At 60.1% G+C, this 14,971-nt stretch carries 11 protein-coding genes; 2 read left to right on the top strand and 9 right to left on the bottom strand.

Annotation, left to right across the window (positions count from 1 at the left end):
* Positions 1-65: 65 nt before the first annotated feature.
* From fusA to rpsL, 3 genes are read right to left on the bottom strand one after another with little or no spacing between them, the layout of a single operon-like run.
* Positions 66-2,183, bottom strand: coding sequence for an elongation factor G (gene fusA / locus VWY75_RS09265; protein WP_340546589.1), 2,118 nt, complete (start codon positions 2,181-2,183; stop codon positions 66-68).
* Positions 2,184-2,201: 18 nt separating this feature from the next.
* Positions 2,202-2,672: a 30S ribosomal protein S7 gene (rpsG, locus tag VWY75_RS09270; protein ID WP_014876015.1), complete on the bottom strand. Its 471-nt coding sequence runs from the start codon at positions 2,670-2,672 to the stop codon at positions 2,202-2,204.
* Between the two features lie 15 nt (positions 2,673-2,687).
* Positions 2,688-3,059 (bottom strand): 30S ribosomal protein S12, encoded by a 372-nt coding sequence (gene rpsL / locus VWY75_RS09275; RefSeq protein WP_005621086.1) that lies wholly within the window; start codon positions 3,057-3,059, stop codon positions 2,688-2,690.
* Positions 3,060-3,475: 416 nt separating this feature from the next.
* Between rpsL and VWY75_RS09280 the strand changes: the two genes are divergently transcribed.
* Positions 3,476-4,252: a putative rhamnosyl transferase gene (locus VWY75_RS09280; RefSeq protein ID WP_416537584.1), complete on the top strand. Its 777-nt coding sequence runs from the start codon at positions 3,476-3,478 to the stop codon at positions 4,250-4,252.
* Positions 4,253-4,257: 5 nt separating this feature from the next.
* Here VWY75_RS09280 and VWY75_RS09285 read toward each other — a convergent pair whose 3' ends face one another.
* From VWY75_RS09285 to VWY75_RS09305, 5 genes are all read right to left on the bottom strand, one after another.
* On the bottom strand, positions 4,258-5,160 hold the full coding sequence (locus VWY75_RS09285; protein ID WP_416537585.1) for a DMT family transporter: 903 nt from the start codon (positions 5,158-5,160) through the stop codon (positions 4,258-4,260).
* Positions 5,157-5,981 (bottom strand): glycosyltransferase, encoded by an 825-nt coding sequence (locus VWY75_RS09290; protein ID WP_416537586.1) that lies wholly within the window; start codon positions 5,979-5,981, stop codon positions 5,157-5,159. Before VWY75_RS09290 ends, VWY75_RS09285 begins: the two co-directional genes overlap by 4 nt.
* Positions 5,982-6,241: 260 nt before the next feature.
* Positions 6,242-7,708 carry a sulfatase-like hydrolase/transferase gene (locus tag VWY75_RS09295; RefSeq protein WP_416537587.1) on the bottom strand — a complete coding sequence of 489 codons (1,467 nt, stop codon included), beginning with the start codon at positions 7,706-7,708 and terminating at the stop codon, positions 6,242-6,244.
* Positions 7,705-8,505 (bottom strand): MBL fold metallo-hydrolase, encoded by an 801-nt coding sequence (locus tag VWY75_RS09300; RefSeq protein WP_416537588.1) that lies wholly within the window; start codon positions 8,503-8,505, stop codon positions 7,705-7,707. Before VWY75_RS09300 ends, VWY75_RS09295 begins: the two co-directional genes overlap by 4 nt.
* 61 nt (positions 8,506-8,566) lie before the next feature.
* Positions 8,567-9,526 (bottom strand): extracellular solute-binding protein, encoded by a 960-nt coding sequence (locus VWY75_RS09305; protein WP_416537589.1) that lies wholly within the window; start codon positions 9,524-9,526, stop codon positions 8,567-8,569.
* Between the two features lie 96 nt (positions 9,527-9,622).
* On the opposite strand from VWY75_RS09305, the gene VWY75_RS09310 reads away from it, so the two are divergent.
* Entirely contained in the window at positions 9,623-10,597 is a 975-nt protein-coding gene (locus tag VWY75_RS09310; protein WP_416537590.1) for a GlxA family transcriptional regulator, read from the top strand.
* Between the two features lie 109 nt (positions 10,598-10,706).
* On the opposite strand, the gene rpoC is transcribed toward VWY75_RS09310, so the two are convergent.
* Positions 10,707-14,948, bottom strand: coding sequence for a DNA-directed RNA polymerase subunit beta' (rpoC, locus tag VWY75_RS09315; RefSeq protein ID WP_340546578.1), 4,242 nt, complete (start codon positions 14,946-14,948; stop codon positions 10,707-10,709).
* Positions 14,949-14,971 lie beyond the last annotated feature (23 nt).

Raw genomic sequence — 14,971 nt, forward strand, 5'->3', positions numbered from 1 at the left:
AGAGGCCTCCTTTTCGTGTTGAGAAGGGCACGCGCCGTGGCGCGAACCCCTCAATATCTGTTCGCTTAAGCGAATTTTGCCTGGATCTCGTCAGAGATGTTCTGCGGAACCGGATCGTAATGATCGAACTGCATGGTGAACTGGGCGCGGCCCGAGCTCATCGAACGCAGGGTGTTGATGTAGCCGAACATGTTCGCCAGCGGCACAAATGCGTCGATCGCAATTGCGTTGCCGCGGGGTTCCTGGCCGGTCACCTGACCACGACGCGAGGTCAAATCGCCGATGATGCCACCGGTGTAGTCCTCAGGTGTGATAACTTCCACCTTCATGATCGGTTCCAGCATCTTGGCGCCAGCTTTGCGCATGCCTTCACGCATACACATACGTGCAGCGATTTCGAAGGCCAGAACGCTGGAGTCAACGTCGTGGAACTTACCGTCGATCAGGGCAACCTTGAAGTCGATCACGGGGAAGCCGGCCAACGGACCGCTATCCATGACGGACTGGATGCCTTTTTCAACACCGGGGACGTATTCCTTGGGAACGGCACCACCAACGATGCGGCTCTCGAAGGAGTAGCCTTCGCCCGGCTCTGTCGGCGAGATGATCATCTTCACCTCGGCGAACTGACCCGAACCACCCGACTGTTTCTTGTGGGTGTAGGTGTGCTCGACCTCGTGACCGATGGTCTCGCGGTAGGCAACCTGCGGCGCACCGATGTTGGCTTCGACCTTGAACTCACGCTTCAGACGGTCAACCAGGATGTCCAGGTGAAGTTCGCCCATGCCCTTCATGATGGTCTGACCGGACTCGATGTCGGTCTCCACGCGGAAGGACGGATCTTCGGCAGCCAGACGCTGCAGACCCTGGGACATTTTCTCCTGGTCGGCCTTGGTTTTCGGCTCAACCGCGATCTCGATCACCGGATCGGGGAAGGTCATGGTTTCCAGAACCACCGGATCGTTGACGGCGCAGAGCGTGTCACCGGTTGTGGTGTCTTTCAGACCTGCCAGCGCGATGATGTCGCCTGCAAACGCTTCCGTGATTTCCTCACGGTCGTTGGAGTGCATCATCATCATCCGGCCGACGCGTTCTTTCTTGCCCTTGGTGGAGTTCAGGAGCGTGTCGCCCTTGGCCAAGGTACCGGAGTAAACCCGGGTGAAAGTCAGCGAGCCGACGAAGGGGTCGTTCATGATTTTGAACGCCAGACCCGAGAACGCCATGTCGTCGTCCGCACGGCGGGCGATGTCACGGGTTTCGGTTTCGTCACCGGGTTTGAAGCCCATGTAATCAACAACGTCCAGCGGGCTGGGCAGATAGTCGATCACAGCGTTCAACAGCGGCTGAACGCCTTTGTTCTTGAATGCGGAGCCGCCGAGAACCGGAACGAATGCCAAGGCCAGAGTACCCTTGCGCAGCAGTTTGCGCAGGGTCGGGACGTCGGGCTCTTCGCCTTCCAGATAGGCTTCCATCGCGTCGTCGTCCATTTCGACGGCCGCTTCGATCATCTTGCCGCGCCATTCTTCGGCCATGTCTTTCAGGCTGTCACGGATCGGTGCTTTGATCCACGACGCGCCAAGGTCTTCACCCTGCCACAGCCATTCTTCCATGTTGACGAGGTCAACCAGGCCTTCCAGCTCGGTTTCTGCGCCGATCGGAATACCAACCGGAACCGCGCGGGCGCCGGTGCGGTCTTCGATCATGTTGACGCAGTTGAAGAAGTCAGCGCCGATCTTGTCCATCTTGTTGACGAACACCATACGCGGAACCTTGTAGCGGTCAGCCTGACGCCACACGGTTTCGGTCTGGGGTTCAACACCGGCGTTGGCGTCCAGAACACAGACAGCACCGTCGAGAACCGCCAGCGAACGCTCAACTTCGATGGTGAAGTCAACGTGGCCAGGGGTGTCGATGATGTTCAGGCGGTGCTTCGGAGAGTCAGCGGTCTGACCATCTTCGGTGCGTTCCCAGAAGGTGGTGGTCGCAGCCGAGGTGATGGTGATCCCGCGTTCCTGCTCCTGCTCCATCCAGTCCATGGTGGCTGCACCATCGTGCACCTCACCAATGTTGTGGGATTTGCCGGTGTAATACAGGATACGCTCGGAGCAGGTGGTTTTACCTGCGTCGATGTGCGCCATGATACCGAAGTTACGGTATAGGTTGAGCGGATATTCGCGTGCCATAGGTCTAGGTCCCCTAGCTTACCAGCGATAATGGGAGAAGGCTTTGTTAGCCTCTGCCATCTTGTGGGTGTCTTCGCGCTTCTTCACGGCGGTACCGCGGGACTGTACAGCGTCCAGCAGCTCACCGGCGAGGCGTTCTTCCATGGTGTTTTCGTTGCGAGCGCGGGCCGCTTTGATCAGCCAGCGGATCGCCAGGGCTTCGCGGCGCTCGGGACGCACTTCGACGGGCACCTGGTAGGTGGCACCACCCACACGACGCGAGCGCACTTCGACGGAAGGCTTCACGTTGTCCAGGGCTTCGTGGAAAACTTCCACGGGGGCACGTTTGATTTTCGATTCAACGCGGTCGAATGCGTTATAAACGATGCTTTCTGCGACCGATTTTTTACCATCGATCATCAGGTTGTTCATGAATTTGGTCAGAACGCGGTCGCCAAACTTGGCGTCGGGCAGAACTTCGCGTTTTTCAGCAGCGTGACGGCGAGACATTTATCAATATCCTTCTTATTTAGGACGCTTCGCGCCGTACTTCGAACGGCGTTGCTTACGGTCTTTGACGCCCTGGGTATCCAGAACACCACGCAGGATGTGGTAACGGACACCGGGAAGGTCTTTTACACGGCCGCCACGGATCAGAACCACGGAGTGTTCCTGAAGGTTGTGGCTTTCACCGGGGATGTAGGAGATCACTTCGAAACCGTTGGTCAGGCGGACCTTCGCAACTTTCCGCATAGCGGAGTTCGGTTTCTTCGGTGTGGTGGTATACACACGGGTGCAGACGCCGCGTTTTTGCGGGCACTGTTCCAGGTGCATGGACTTAGAGCGTTTTACTTTCGGCTGCCGCGGCTTGCGGATCAGCTGTTGGATCGTTGGCATTCCGGTTTTTTCCCCGTCTCAACAACACATGTGTCATGCACGTCCTTGAACGTACGGCTAAATTCGTCGCACTTACGCGTCCGCAAGCGCAAAAACCGCAATCGTTTCCATTCCGAGGTAAACGACGCGGTGGGTTTACAGAGGATCCGCGCAAATAGGCGCACGAGATCTTGAGCCACTTAGATTTTGATATCGGCTTTTGGGGCGACCCCCGGTTGCCGGATAGGCGGGCGTATATGGGGAGTCGCGGGGGATGTCAACAGCGGCTCCCCCGGCCGCATCGGCTTGGCGTCTGCGCGCGTCGGCGGCCGGACAGCGCCGCTGGCCTACAGCTTGCCCGTACAACCTGCGCGGTGCATAGTGCGCCGCGACAGGCGGACCCTCATGAGAGGCCGCAGGCGCGAGGGTCTACAGCGATGCAGGTCATAGGTCTATGCCGTTTTTCCTATCCCGCCATTGGTGGGTTTCAGGTTGAACATGACACGCTTGATGAGCGGATCGCCTATCTCTATGCCGAGGCCCGGCTGAAGGAGCGGTTTGACCTGCTGGAACGGGTCGCCCTGCCCTGTCTGCGCGCCCAGACCGATCAGGACTTCACGCTGGTGATTGTGATTGGCGAGAGCCTGCCAGCGCCACATCTGGCACGGCTGCGCGATCTGACGGCGGATATGCCGCAGGTGCAGATCCGCGCCCGGCCCCCCGGCAACCACCGGCAGGTCATGAAGGAGGTTCTGAATACCACCCGCAATGACCTGAGCGCGCCCTGCCTGCAATTCCGTCATGACGATGATGATGCGGTCTCGGTGGATTTTGTCGAGCGGCTGCGCCAGACCGCTGGCCAGTGTCAGGGGCTGATCGCACAGAACCAGACGGTTGCGATTGATTTCTGCAAGGGCTTCACCGCGCGCTTCGCGTCGGACGGGATCTATGCGGCAGAGGGGTACCGGCCCTATTTTGTTGCGGCGATGGGCATGTATGTGGCCGGCAATTGCAAGCAGAGCATCATGAATTTTGCCCATCACAAGATTGCGCGTTTCATGCCCAGCATCACGATACCGGATGCGCCGATGTTTGTGCGCACGCTCAACGCCTATAATGACTCCCGTCAGAAAGGCGCCAGAGAACCGGAGCTGAGCCGCCTCACTCCAGCGCTGGAAGGCGAATTCGAAGCGCGCTTTGCAATCCGGGCCTGACGCGTCTACTCGGGCGGTGACAGGGGCGCGCTGGCGCGGCGGCGGGGGCGTTCCCGCAGCAGGCTGAAAACACCGGCAGCCGCGACGATGGCCGCCCCCAGCAGGGTGAGCGCATCCGGCCAGCTGTCAAACATCAGCCAGCCAAGCAGCAGGGCCCAGAGCAGCCCGGTGTAGCGAAAGGGCGAAACCGCCGCCACATCACCAACCCGCATGACCATCACCGAGAACAGATAGCCGACGAAGATGCAGCCGGCTGCAAAAAGCAGGATAAACGTGGTCGTCAGGGTCAGCGGCTGCCAGTCCTCCTGCAAGCCAAGCACAAGACCGAACAGCAGGACCGACAGCGCCGCCATCAAGCTGACCGTCAGCGAGGGCACCGCCGCCGACATCCGGCGGGTAAAGAGATCACGCGCGGTGATACCAAGAACCGCTGCAAGGGCGTAGCCGGTGCCGCTATCAAAGCCCTCCGGTCCCGGTCGCACGATCAGCAGCATTCCAATAAAACCCGCGCCAATCGCTGCGGCCCGACGCCAGCCGACCTGTTCCCCAAAGAGCAGCACCGCGGCGAGGGTCACGGTCAACGGCAGCATCTGCAAAATGGCCGTCACATTGGCGATGGGCAGGGTCAACAGGGCGCTGAGAAAGAAATAGGTGGTGGCCACCTCAGTCAGGCTGCGGCCTGCGACAAGCCCCCAATCCCGGCGGCTCAGCGACAGGCGCAAGCTGCCATAAGCGCGGGCAAGCGCGTAGATCAGCAGGCTGACCGCAATGCCGCGCACCACCAGGATCTGCGAGAGCGGCAGGCTCTGCCCCGCGAGTTTGACCATCCCGTCATTGATCGTGAAACCCGCCATGCTGCCAATCATCAGCAGCGCGCCCAGCTGGTTTCCGGTCAGCCGGGACATCACGGCAGCACAGCTCGCAGCTGGTTCGGCGTCATCGCAAAGTGGCGGTCGAGTGCTGCGGCGATCTCGGCCTCGGACATCTTGTGGGTGATCCCCATCTGCGCAGGTCTGGATTTATTGTCACCATGAATGGTGCGCAGGAAACCCGGCGTCGAGATATCCGACACCACGTTCCAGTGCTGCGCGTAGCGGCGGTGATTGTAGCGGTAGGGATTGCCGCCATATCCGACAGGTGCCACAAGCGCGGCCCCCACCGAGAGCGGCGCCTTTTCGCAGGCATCGAAGATCTCGTCCTGCACGCCCTCCGGCCCCTCGCTGCGGCGCAGGTAGATGCCGCGATTGTTGGCAAGGATAAAGGGGGTGCTCTCTCCCTGTAGCGGGATCATCCCGGTGGCGAGGCGCCGATTGCGGGCGATGTAATCGAGATCCACCGCATCGTCGTCATCCAGACGGAACATCAGGCGATGGGTCGCCCCCTCTGTTGGGACGGCGTTATAGCCCTGCTTCAGCATCTTGTAATGCACGCCGGGCCCCACCGGCATCAGCGTGATATTGTCGGCGGGTTCCAGCAGACGCGACAGGCGTTCCAGATAGGGCTCGGGCATATCTTCAGCCGTGAGGACGATCAGGTGAAATCCCTGATCGCTCTGGCGCAGGAGAGAGCGCAGGCAGAGACGCTCAAACACCCGGAACCTGAGTTCCATCCGGTCCGGTGCGAAAAGATGAGCCGCCGTATCGGCAAGGGTCGCGAATTTCTCGGAATAATAGGTCGGGGTCAGCACGGAGAAACGCACAAGGCCAACGATGCTGAGTCTGATATCCATTCTGCGCTGTCCTGTTTCGGCCCGACGGGGCACTTCGTCATCCGCAGCAAGAGACCATTCCCGGCGCAAATTGGGAAGATCCTAAATCACGCGAACCGCGCGGTCGGCCCGCAAACGAAGCCGTCGCAACGCAAAACGAGATGTCCGCAAATCGCGTTGGTCCGCTTGGAGCCCATATCTACTGGTGCTGCAATCAGCTCGAACGGCCGCATCGCTATTTTGCTGCGAATTTCGACCGTGAAAGCCGGTTGCCCCGTGTTTCAGGTGCGGACGTATTGGGACGCCGCGTCCTGGGCCGCTGAATAATCCCAGGCCGTACCGTTTGCCTTCATTGCATCATTTACCACCTGTTTCATGGCAAGCCGGTCCCAGACGTCGGATTTGATTTTCTCCAGATCGAAATAGCCGCCGGTGATTTCGCGGTTCAGCCTAGCTTCGATTTCGGTATAACCGGGATCGCCTGCCAGGTTGTTCCATTCACCGGGATCTTGCGCCAGGTTGTATAGCTGCGGCGCTGAGCCGTAGCAGTAATGATATTTCCAGTCGCCCAGCCGCACCATAAAGCTGGGGCGCATGATCCCTTCGCCGTGGTATTCGGAAATCACTGGAATGACATCAAGACCGGCCCCGTGAATAGCTGGCAGCAGGGATCGGCCTTCCAGCCGCCGCACCGGTTCATGCCCGGCGATATCAATCAGGGTTGCGGGCAGATCCAGTAAGGAAACCGGTGTGCCGATTTGCCGGGGCTCAGCCCCCGGAATGTCTATGAACATCGGGATCCGGGCGGACCATTCATATAGGCCCCTTTTCTGGATCATGCCCTTTTCCCCCAGCATTTCACCGTGATCCGATGTGACGATGACGATCGTTTCTTCGCGCAGGCCGCTGTCTTCGAGAACCTCCAGAAGCTCGCCGATTTTGTCGTCTACATAATGGGCCAAGGCGGCGAAGCCGCGGCGCATCGCAATCAGGTTTGCCGGGTCGCGGATCTCATCGCCCCGGATATGCAGCCCGTGCCAGCGGCGCAAAGCGAGATCATAGTCAGAATACCTGGCATCCATGTCATCAGGATAGTCAGGCAGCGGGATATCTGCATCCTTGTACCTCTCCCAGTACTTCTTAGGGACCTTGTAGGGCGGATGGGGGTTGGTAAAAGAGACTGTCAGCAGCCAGGGTTTGCCCGGGGCGTTGCGCAGAAACTCCAGCGACTTGAAATGGGTCTCTTCATCATACTGAAGTTCCTTGGACCAGCCCGGCCCGATGTTTTCCGCCAGATATTGCGGGGTGAAGTCAAAGGCCTGGAAATTCGGGTCATTTTCCGGGGGCAGCGGGTAGGACCAGATGAACCCCGACGGATAAACGTCCGTATTCAGGCGGCGCTGGAACCCGTGCAGCTGATCGGCGCCTATGAAGTGCATTTTCCCCGATAGAACCGTCTCATACCCGGCATTGGCCAGATAATGCGCAAAGGTCGGGATGAAACTGTGATAGGGGTCGCCATTGTCATAACAGCCGGTGGTCGAGGTATAGAGCCCGGTCATGAAACAGGACCGCGCGGGCACGCAGATCGGGCTGGGCGTATAGGCATTGGTGAAATTGGCCGAACGCTGGACCAGCGCGGTCATGTTTGCCGTCCTCGCGCCGGTGCCGCCGCATGCCTCAAGCATGAAGGGCGTCATCTGATCGGCCATGATCAGCAGGATGTTCGGTTGCTTTGTCTTGGTCATGCAGAGGTCTCGCAGGGGCTGGTTGAGAAATCGGGAAAGAGATCCGGGGACAGAACGCCCGAAATGTGGCTGCACAAAAACCGCGCGTTACCGCGGCGCATGGCGGATATGATCCGGCTGCGGCTTGCCTTCAGCGCGGCCGCATCCGCCCACCAGGGACACAGGCCCGGATCGGCGATTTCGGCCGCCACATGAAACAGATCTGCCAGAAAATACAGGACCTCGCCGTCCGAGGAAACACGCACCACGCGATGGCCCGCGGTTTCACCCGGGGCGTCGAGCAGGCGGATTTCCTCCGGCAAGGGAACAGCGCTTTCACCCAGGTCCAGCAATCCGCGCCGGTACAGCATTTCAAGTGACGCAGGGTCGGCGGCATCGCCATCGGCCCGTTGCGCTTCAGGTGTCAGCGTGCCGTCGGCCCAGTCTTGCGGCGGAAGAACATGCCGCGCCGTTGGGAAGGCAGGTTCATTGCCGGGGCCGGCCACACCGCAGAAATGGTCGTGATGCCCATGTGTCAAAAGGATATGGGTGATACCCCCCGGGGAAATTCCGGCCTCCTCCAGGCGCTGCCCGATGCTGCCGCCTGCAGATCCGGTTTCCGGGTAGCACGGGGGATCGCAGGCATCGATCAGAACCGAAATGCCAGGCCCGCCGACATGCAGGCAGTTCACCGGCAGCCGTGTTTCGCCGCCCGCAACAGCCAGGGAACCCGTCGGAAACCAGCGGCGCTGATCGTCATAGATTTCACCCAGGGGCAGGACCGTGATACGCAGCGCCCCAACCTCAACCCTTTGCACCGGCCAGCCTGTCATCCTTCGACGGCCGCGCGGAATTTCCGGGCGTAATCGCCACGGTTTTTCACAAACCACAAAGGTTGCTCAGGCTGCCACCAAAGCTTGTCCAGGGCACTGTCCGGATAACTGGCAGCAAAGAACGCCTGATCGTCCGGCGGCAGCAGCTCTCTTGCGCCATGGGCCGCCGGGTTGGCCCCAAAGGCTGAGGCATACATGCAGAACCGCTTGGAGTGTTGACCCAGGAAATCCAATCCTGCGCGGGGCCCGGGTCGGCCCTGGCGCTCAGGACAAAATTCTGCAGGTAGCAGTTTGCACCCTCCGCCGGAGCTGCAAAGGCGTATGGCATGCACTGGCGAGTCAGCGCGGCCATTGTTGTGTCCCAACTGTAGCCGATCACGCACCCGCCGGCGCGGAACGCATCAATGCCCTCTTCCTCGCTGAACCAGAAGCGCGCGATATGGGCTGCATGCCCGCAAAGAAACGCGCAGATGACATCGTAATTGGCAATCATCCGCTCCTCAAACGCATAGGAATCGTCAAACGGGAACGGCAGCTTGCCGGCACTTTCCAGCGCCCGCCCGGCAGCGACAAAGGCCGTGTCCTCGCGCAGGGTCAGGCGCCCGGAAAAAACAGGGTCAAACAGCGCCATCAGGCTGGCCTCTGCCCCGACAAGCGGCGCCTTGCTTGTGTGATGCCCGATGCCGGCCCCGCCCCAGAGATTGGGTGAACCATAGCGCTTGCCCCGGATGATCGTATGGGCATCGGCATGAAAGGCCGGGTCAATTCGCCCGTATCCGGCCCGGTCCTCATCCAGCGGGGCGATCAGCCCGCTGTCAAGCCAGCTGGCCAGCCTGTCGGTGGTCGGGCAGGCGATATCGAAATCTTCGGTTTGCGCCGACGCGTGCATCTCATCCTGATTGCGAACTCCGCGGAAAGTAACCGCAATTCCGGTGTCGCTGGTGAAGCTGTCAAACACTTTGCTCAGCCCCGCATCATACCCTTGCCAGCCCAGAATGTTCAGCATGGTTCCCCCCGCTCCAATCACCGTCTGGCAGCAGATTTGCATGGCCGGAGGCTTCGATAATACGGTATCCTGCCAGAATGATATGGAATACCGCCAATGCCTCCTAAGAAGCTCGCAGTCTTTGCCGTTCACACCGGGTTTTCACTTTTTGGCTACGGAATCGCGCGTGACTTGATCCGCATGGCCAATGACACCGGCAGCACCGTACAGGTCGAGGTGGCTACCGCTGCCTCCAACTCGGGTCCGGTGCGCAGTTCCTGCGGTGCGGTGGTCCTCGCTGATCACGGCTGGCCGGTGATTTCACGGGCCGATTATGTGTTCGTCTGTTCGTCCCGTGATCCGGGTTCGGAAGGCGCCCCAGCGGCCCTTCTGGCCGGTCTGCGGGAATGCCACCGCCATGGCGGCTGGGTCATTGGCCTTGGCACCAGTATCTTCGCCCTGGGCCAGGCGGGATTGCTGGCGGGCAGGCGGGCTGTGGCACATCCGGCGCAGCTTCCAGCACTGGAAACTGCCTTTGCCGAAACCTGTTTCACATTCCGGCCCTTTCTGATCGACCAGCGGATTGCAACCTGTGTCGGCGGAGATGCGGTGACAGACCTGATGCTTGAGCTGCTGTCGCAGGCCTTCGACCCTGCAATCGCCGAGAATGTCCGCAGGCATGTGCTGCTCAAACCTGAGCGTTCGGAAACCTTTGCTGCATCCATTGGACTAAAAGGTTCGCTGGAAAGTCTCGACCCGCGGCTCGCCCGCTATATTCAGCTGGTCGAGCAGACCCTCTCAGCCCCAAGGCCCCTGGACGAGATTTGCGCCGCAATCGCTACCTCCAGCCGGACGCTTTCACGGCTGACCCGCGCTGTGTTCGACTGCACCCCAGGCGAGCTGTCAGCCCGGATCCGGCTGAACTACGCCGCCGGCCTGCTGAAGTCTTCCTCCAAGAGCTTGCCGGATATCGCGGAAGCAAGCGGCTACCGAAGCACCCCCCATTTCTCAGAAGCCTTCAATGCGCATTTTAGAATGAGGCCGGGGAAGTACCGGACACTCCAAAAGCAGCCACTGGAGCAAAAAGAATGAATGGCAGAAAAGTCCGCAGAGCGGGCCAACATGGTTTGCGGACATCTCCAAGAAAAAGCCCCCCGCAACATCGGTTGCGGGGGGCTTTTTCATTTCAGATCAACGTGGGTCAGTCGCGGCTCTCTGGGGTTTCCACCAGAGTGTCGAAGCTCGCCTCGCTGCTGACATCATCCATCGACGGGGCGGCCAGAGCGGCGGCCGCTTCGGCCTCCTCACGGCGCGCCTCGAGGACGACATTGTCACGCGACTGGGCGATGTTGCGCACACGCTGGGTGGCGCCACCGGTACCGGCCGGGATCAGGCGACCCACGATGACGTTCTCCTTGAGGCCGACCAGCTTGTCCTTCTTGCCCTGTACCGAAGCTTCGGTGAGGACACGGGTGGTCTCCTGGAAGGAGGCCGCCGAGATGAAGGAGCGGGTCTGCAGCGACGCCTTGGTGATGCCGAGCAGGATCGGTTCGCCCTGAGCCGGACGCTTGCCACGGGCCAGCGCCTTTTCGTTGGCGGTGTCGAACTCCTGCTTGTCCACGTGCTCGCCTTTCAGCAGCGTCGTGTCGCCGGAGTCGGAGATCTCCCACTTCTGCAGCATCTGGCGAACGATCACCTCGATGTGCTTGTCGTTGATCTTCACACCCTGCAGGCGATAGACGTCCTGAACCTCGTCGATCATGTAGTTCGCCAGAGCCTCAACACCCATGATGGACAGGATGTCATGCGGCGCCGGGTTGCCGTCCATGATGTAGTCACCCTTTTGGACAAAGTCACCTTCCTGAACCGGAATGTGCTTGCCCTTGGGCACCATGTATTCGACGGGCTCCATCGAGTCATCCGCAGGCTCGATCGAGATGCGACGCTTGTTCTTGTAGTCGCGGCCAAAGCGCACGTAACCATCGATTTCGGCGATGATCGCGTGATCCTTCGGACGACGGGCTTCGAACAGTTCCGCAACGCGCGGCAGACCACCGGTAATGTCCTTGGTCTTGGCGCCTTCACGCGGGATACGCGCAACAACGTCACCGGCCATGATCTGCTGGCCTTCTTCGACCGACAGAATGGCGTCCACAGACATCGGGTAGGTCAGCGGGTTGCCCGCATCGCTACGCACCGGTTCACCGTCACCATCCACCAGGATGATTTCCGGCTTCAGGTCAGAGCCTTTCGGAGCCGCACGCCAGTCGATCACGATCTTCTGGGTCATGCCGGTGGCTTCGTCGGTCTCGTCGCGAACGGCGATGCCGGAAACCAGGTCCACATATTTCGCGGTACCGGGTTTTTCGGCGATGATCGGCAGGGTGTAGGGATCCCATTCGAACAGCTTGTCGCCACGGGACACGGACTGGCCTTCCTTGACGAACAGCTTGGAGCCGTAGCCCAGCTTGTGGCTGGCGCGCTCTTCGCCGTGCTCGTCCTGAATGATCAGCTTCATGTTCCGGCCAACAACCAGGGTCTCGCCATTGGCGTTCTCCAGGGTCTGCGGCATCTCGAAGACGATCTTGCCCTCTTGCGAGGCTTCCAGGAAGGACTGCTGACCACCCTGCGCAACGCCACCGATGTGGAAGGTCCGCATCGTCAGCTGTGTGCCGGGTTCACCGATCGACTGCGCCGCGATGATGCCGACGGCCTCACCGGTGTTCACCTGCGTACCACGGGCGAGGTCACGACCGTAGCACTGGGCGCAGACGCCCTCTTCGGCTTCACAGGTCAGCGGCGAGCGGATACGGGTCGACTGAACGCCGGCCTCTTCCACTGCATCTGCCATGCGCTCGTCGATCAGCTGGCCAGCGGCCACGATGATCTCCTCGGTGCCGGGCTTCTTGATATCCTCTGCCGCGACACGGCCCAGGATACGTTCGCCCAGCGAGGCCACAACTTCACCATCGTTGACAGCGGCTTCGGCGGTGATCGCTGCTTCGGTGCCACAATCGCGATCACGCACGATGCAGTCCTGTGCCACGTCCACCAGACGGCGGGTCAGGTAACCCGAGTTCGCCGTCTTAAGAGCCGTATCCGACAGACCCTTACGGGCACCGTGGGTCGAGTTGAAGTACTCGAGAACGGTCAGGCCTTCTTTAAAGTTCGAGATGATCGGGGTCTCGATGATGTCGCCGTTCGGCTTCGCCATCAGGCCACGCATCCCGCCCAGCTGCTTCATCTGGGTGACCGAGCCACGCGCACCGGAGTGGGCCATCATGTAGACCGAGTTCGGTTCCATCACGGCGCCGTTCTCATCCCGCTTGTCAGCGGAGATGGTGCCCATCATCGCATCGGTGACCTTGTCGTTACACTTCGACCAGGCATCGACAACTTTGTTGTACTTTTCGCCCTGGGTGATCAGGCCGTCCATGTACTGCTGTTCGAAGTCCTTCACCTGATCGCGGGTCTCATCGACCAGCGTCCATTTGGTGTCGGGGATCACCATGTCGTCCTTGCCGAACGAAATGCCCGCCTTGAACGCTTCACGGAAACCCATGGTCATGATCTGGTCACAGAAGATCACGGATTCCTTCTGACCGCAGTAGCGGTAGACGGTGTCGATGACCTGCTGAACCTCTTTCTTCCGCAGAAGACGGTTGACCAGTTCAAACGGTGCCTTGACGTTCTTCGGCAGCAGCGCGCCCAGACGAACACGGCCCGGGGTGGTCTCAAAACGCTTGAGGACCTCGTTGCCTTCTTCGTCGATCTGGGTGATCCGCGCGGTGATCTTGGTGTGCAAGTGCACTTCGCCGGCGTCCAGCGCGTGCTGAACCTCGTCGATGGTGCCAAAGATCTTGCCTTCGCCGGGCATGCCTTCGCGTTCCAGGGTCACATAGTAAAGACCCAGGATCATATCCTGCGAAGGAACAATGATCGGCGCGCCGTTGGCAGGCGACAGAACGTTGTTTGTGGACATCATCAGGACGCGCGCTTCCAGCTGGGCCTCAAGGCTCAGCGGGACGTGCACAGCCATCTGGTCGCCGTCGAAGTCCGCGTTGAACGCCGAGCAGACCAGCGGGTGCAGCTGAATGGCCTTACCTTCGATCAGCGTGGGTTCAAACGCCTGGATCCCGAGACGGTGCAGCGTCGGCGCGCGGTTCAGCATCACCGGATGTTCGCGGATCACCTCGTCGAGGATATCCCAGACTTCGGGGCGCTCTTTCTCAACCAGCTTCTTCGCCTGTTTCACGGTGGAGGACAGACCTTTGGCCTCCAGACGCGAATAGATGAAGGGCTTGAAGAGTTCGAGCGCCATCTTCTTGGGCAGGCCGCACTGGTGCAGCTTCAGCTCAGGACCGGTCACAATCACCGAACGGCCGGAGAAGTCGACCCGCTTACCCAAAAGGTTCTGACGGAAACGACCCTGCTTACCCTTCAGCATGTCAGAGAGCGACTTCAGCGGACGCTTGTTGGCGCCGGTGATGACGCGGCCGCGACGGCCGTTGTCAAACAGCGCGTCCACGGATTCCTGCAGCATCCGCTTTTCGTTGCGGACGATGATGTCCGGCGCGCGCAGTTCGATCAGCCGCTTCAGGCGGTTGTTCCGGTTGATCACGCGGCGATAGAGGTCATTGAGGTCGGAGGTCGCAAAACGGCCACCATCCAGCGGCACCAGCGGACGCAGTTCCGGCGGAATGACCGGAATCACGGTCATGACCATCCATTCCGGGCGGTTGCCGGATTCCAAGAAGCTCTCAACAACCTTCAGGCGTTTGATGATCTTCTTGGGCTTCAGTTCGCCTGTGGCTTCGGCCAGCTCAGCGCGCAGCTGTTCGGCTTCGGCTTCAAGGTCGATGGCCGCCAGCATTTCGCGGATCGCTTCAGCGCCGATATTGGCGGTGAAGGCATCCATGCCGAACTGGTCCTGGGCGTCCATGTATTCTTCTTCGGTCATCATCTGGCCGTAGGTGAGGTCGGTCAGACCCGGCTCGATGACAACATAGTTTTCGAAATACAGAACCCGCTCAAGATCGCGCAGGGTCATATCCAGCATCAGGCCGATGCGCGACGGCAGCGACTTGAGGAACCAGATATGCGCAACCGGCGACGCCAGTTCGATGTGGCCCATGCGCTCGCGGCGGACCTTTTGCAGCGTGACTTCCACACCGCATTTTTCGCAGACAACGCCGCGATATTTCATACGCTTATATTTGCCGCAGAGGCATTCGTAGTCCTTGATCGGACCAAAGATACGCGCGCAGAAGAGACCGTCACGCTCAGGTTTGAACGTCCGGTAGTTGATGGTTTCCGGCTTTTTGATCTCGCCGTAGGACCACGACAGGATCCGCTCAGGCGAGGCCAGCGACACCTTGATCTCGTCGAAGACCTTCGGCGGCGTCAGCGGGTTGAACGGATTATTCGTCAGTTCCTGGTTCATTTTGATGTCCTCAAATTCGTGCG

The organism is Phaeobacter sp. JH20_08 (genome assembly GCF_048056635.1).
Lineage (GTDB): Bacteria > Pseudomonadota > Alphaproteobacteria > Rhodobacterales > Rhodobacteraceae > Phaeobacter > Phaeobacter bryozoorum.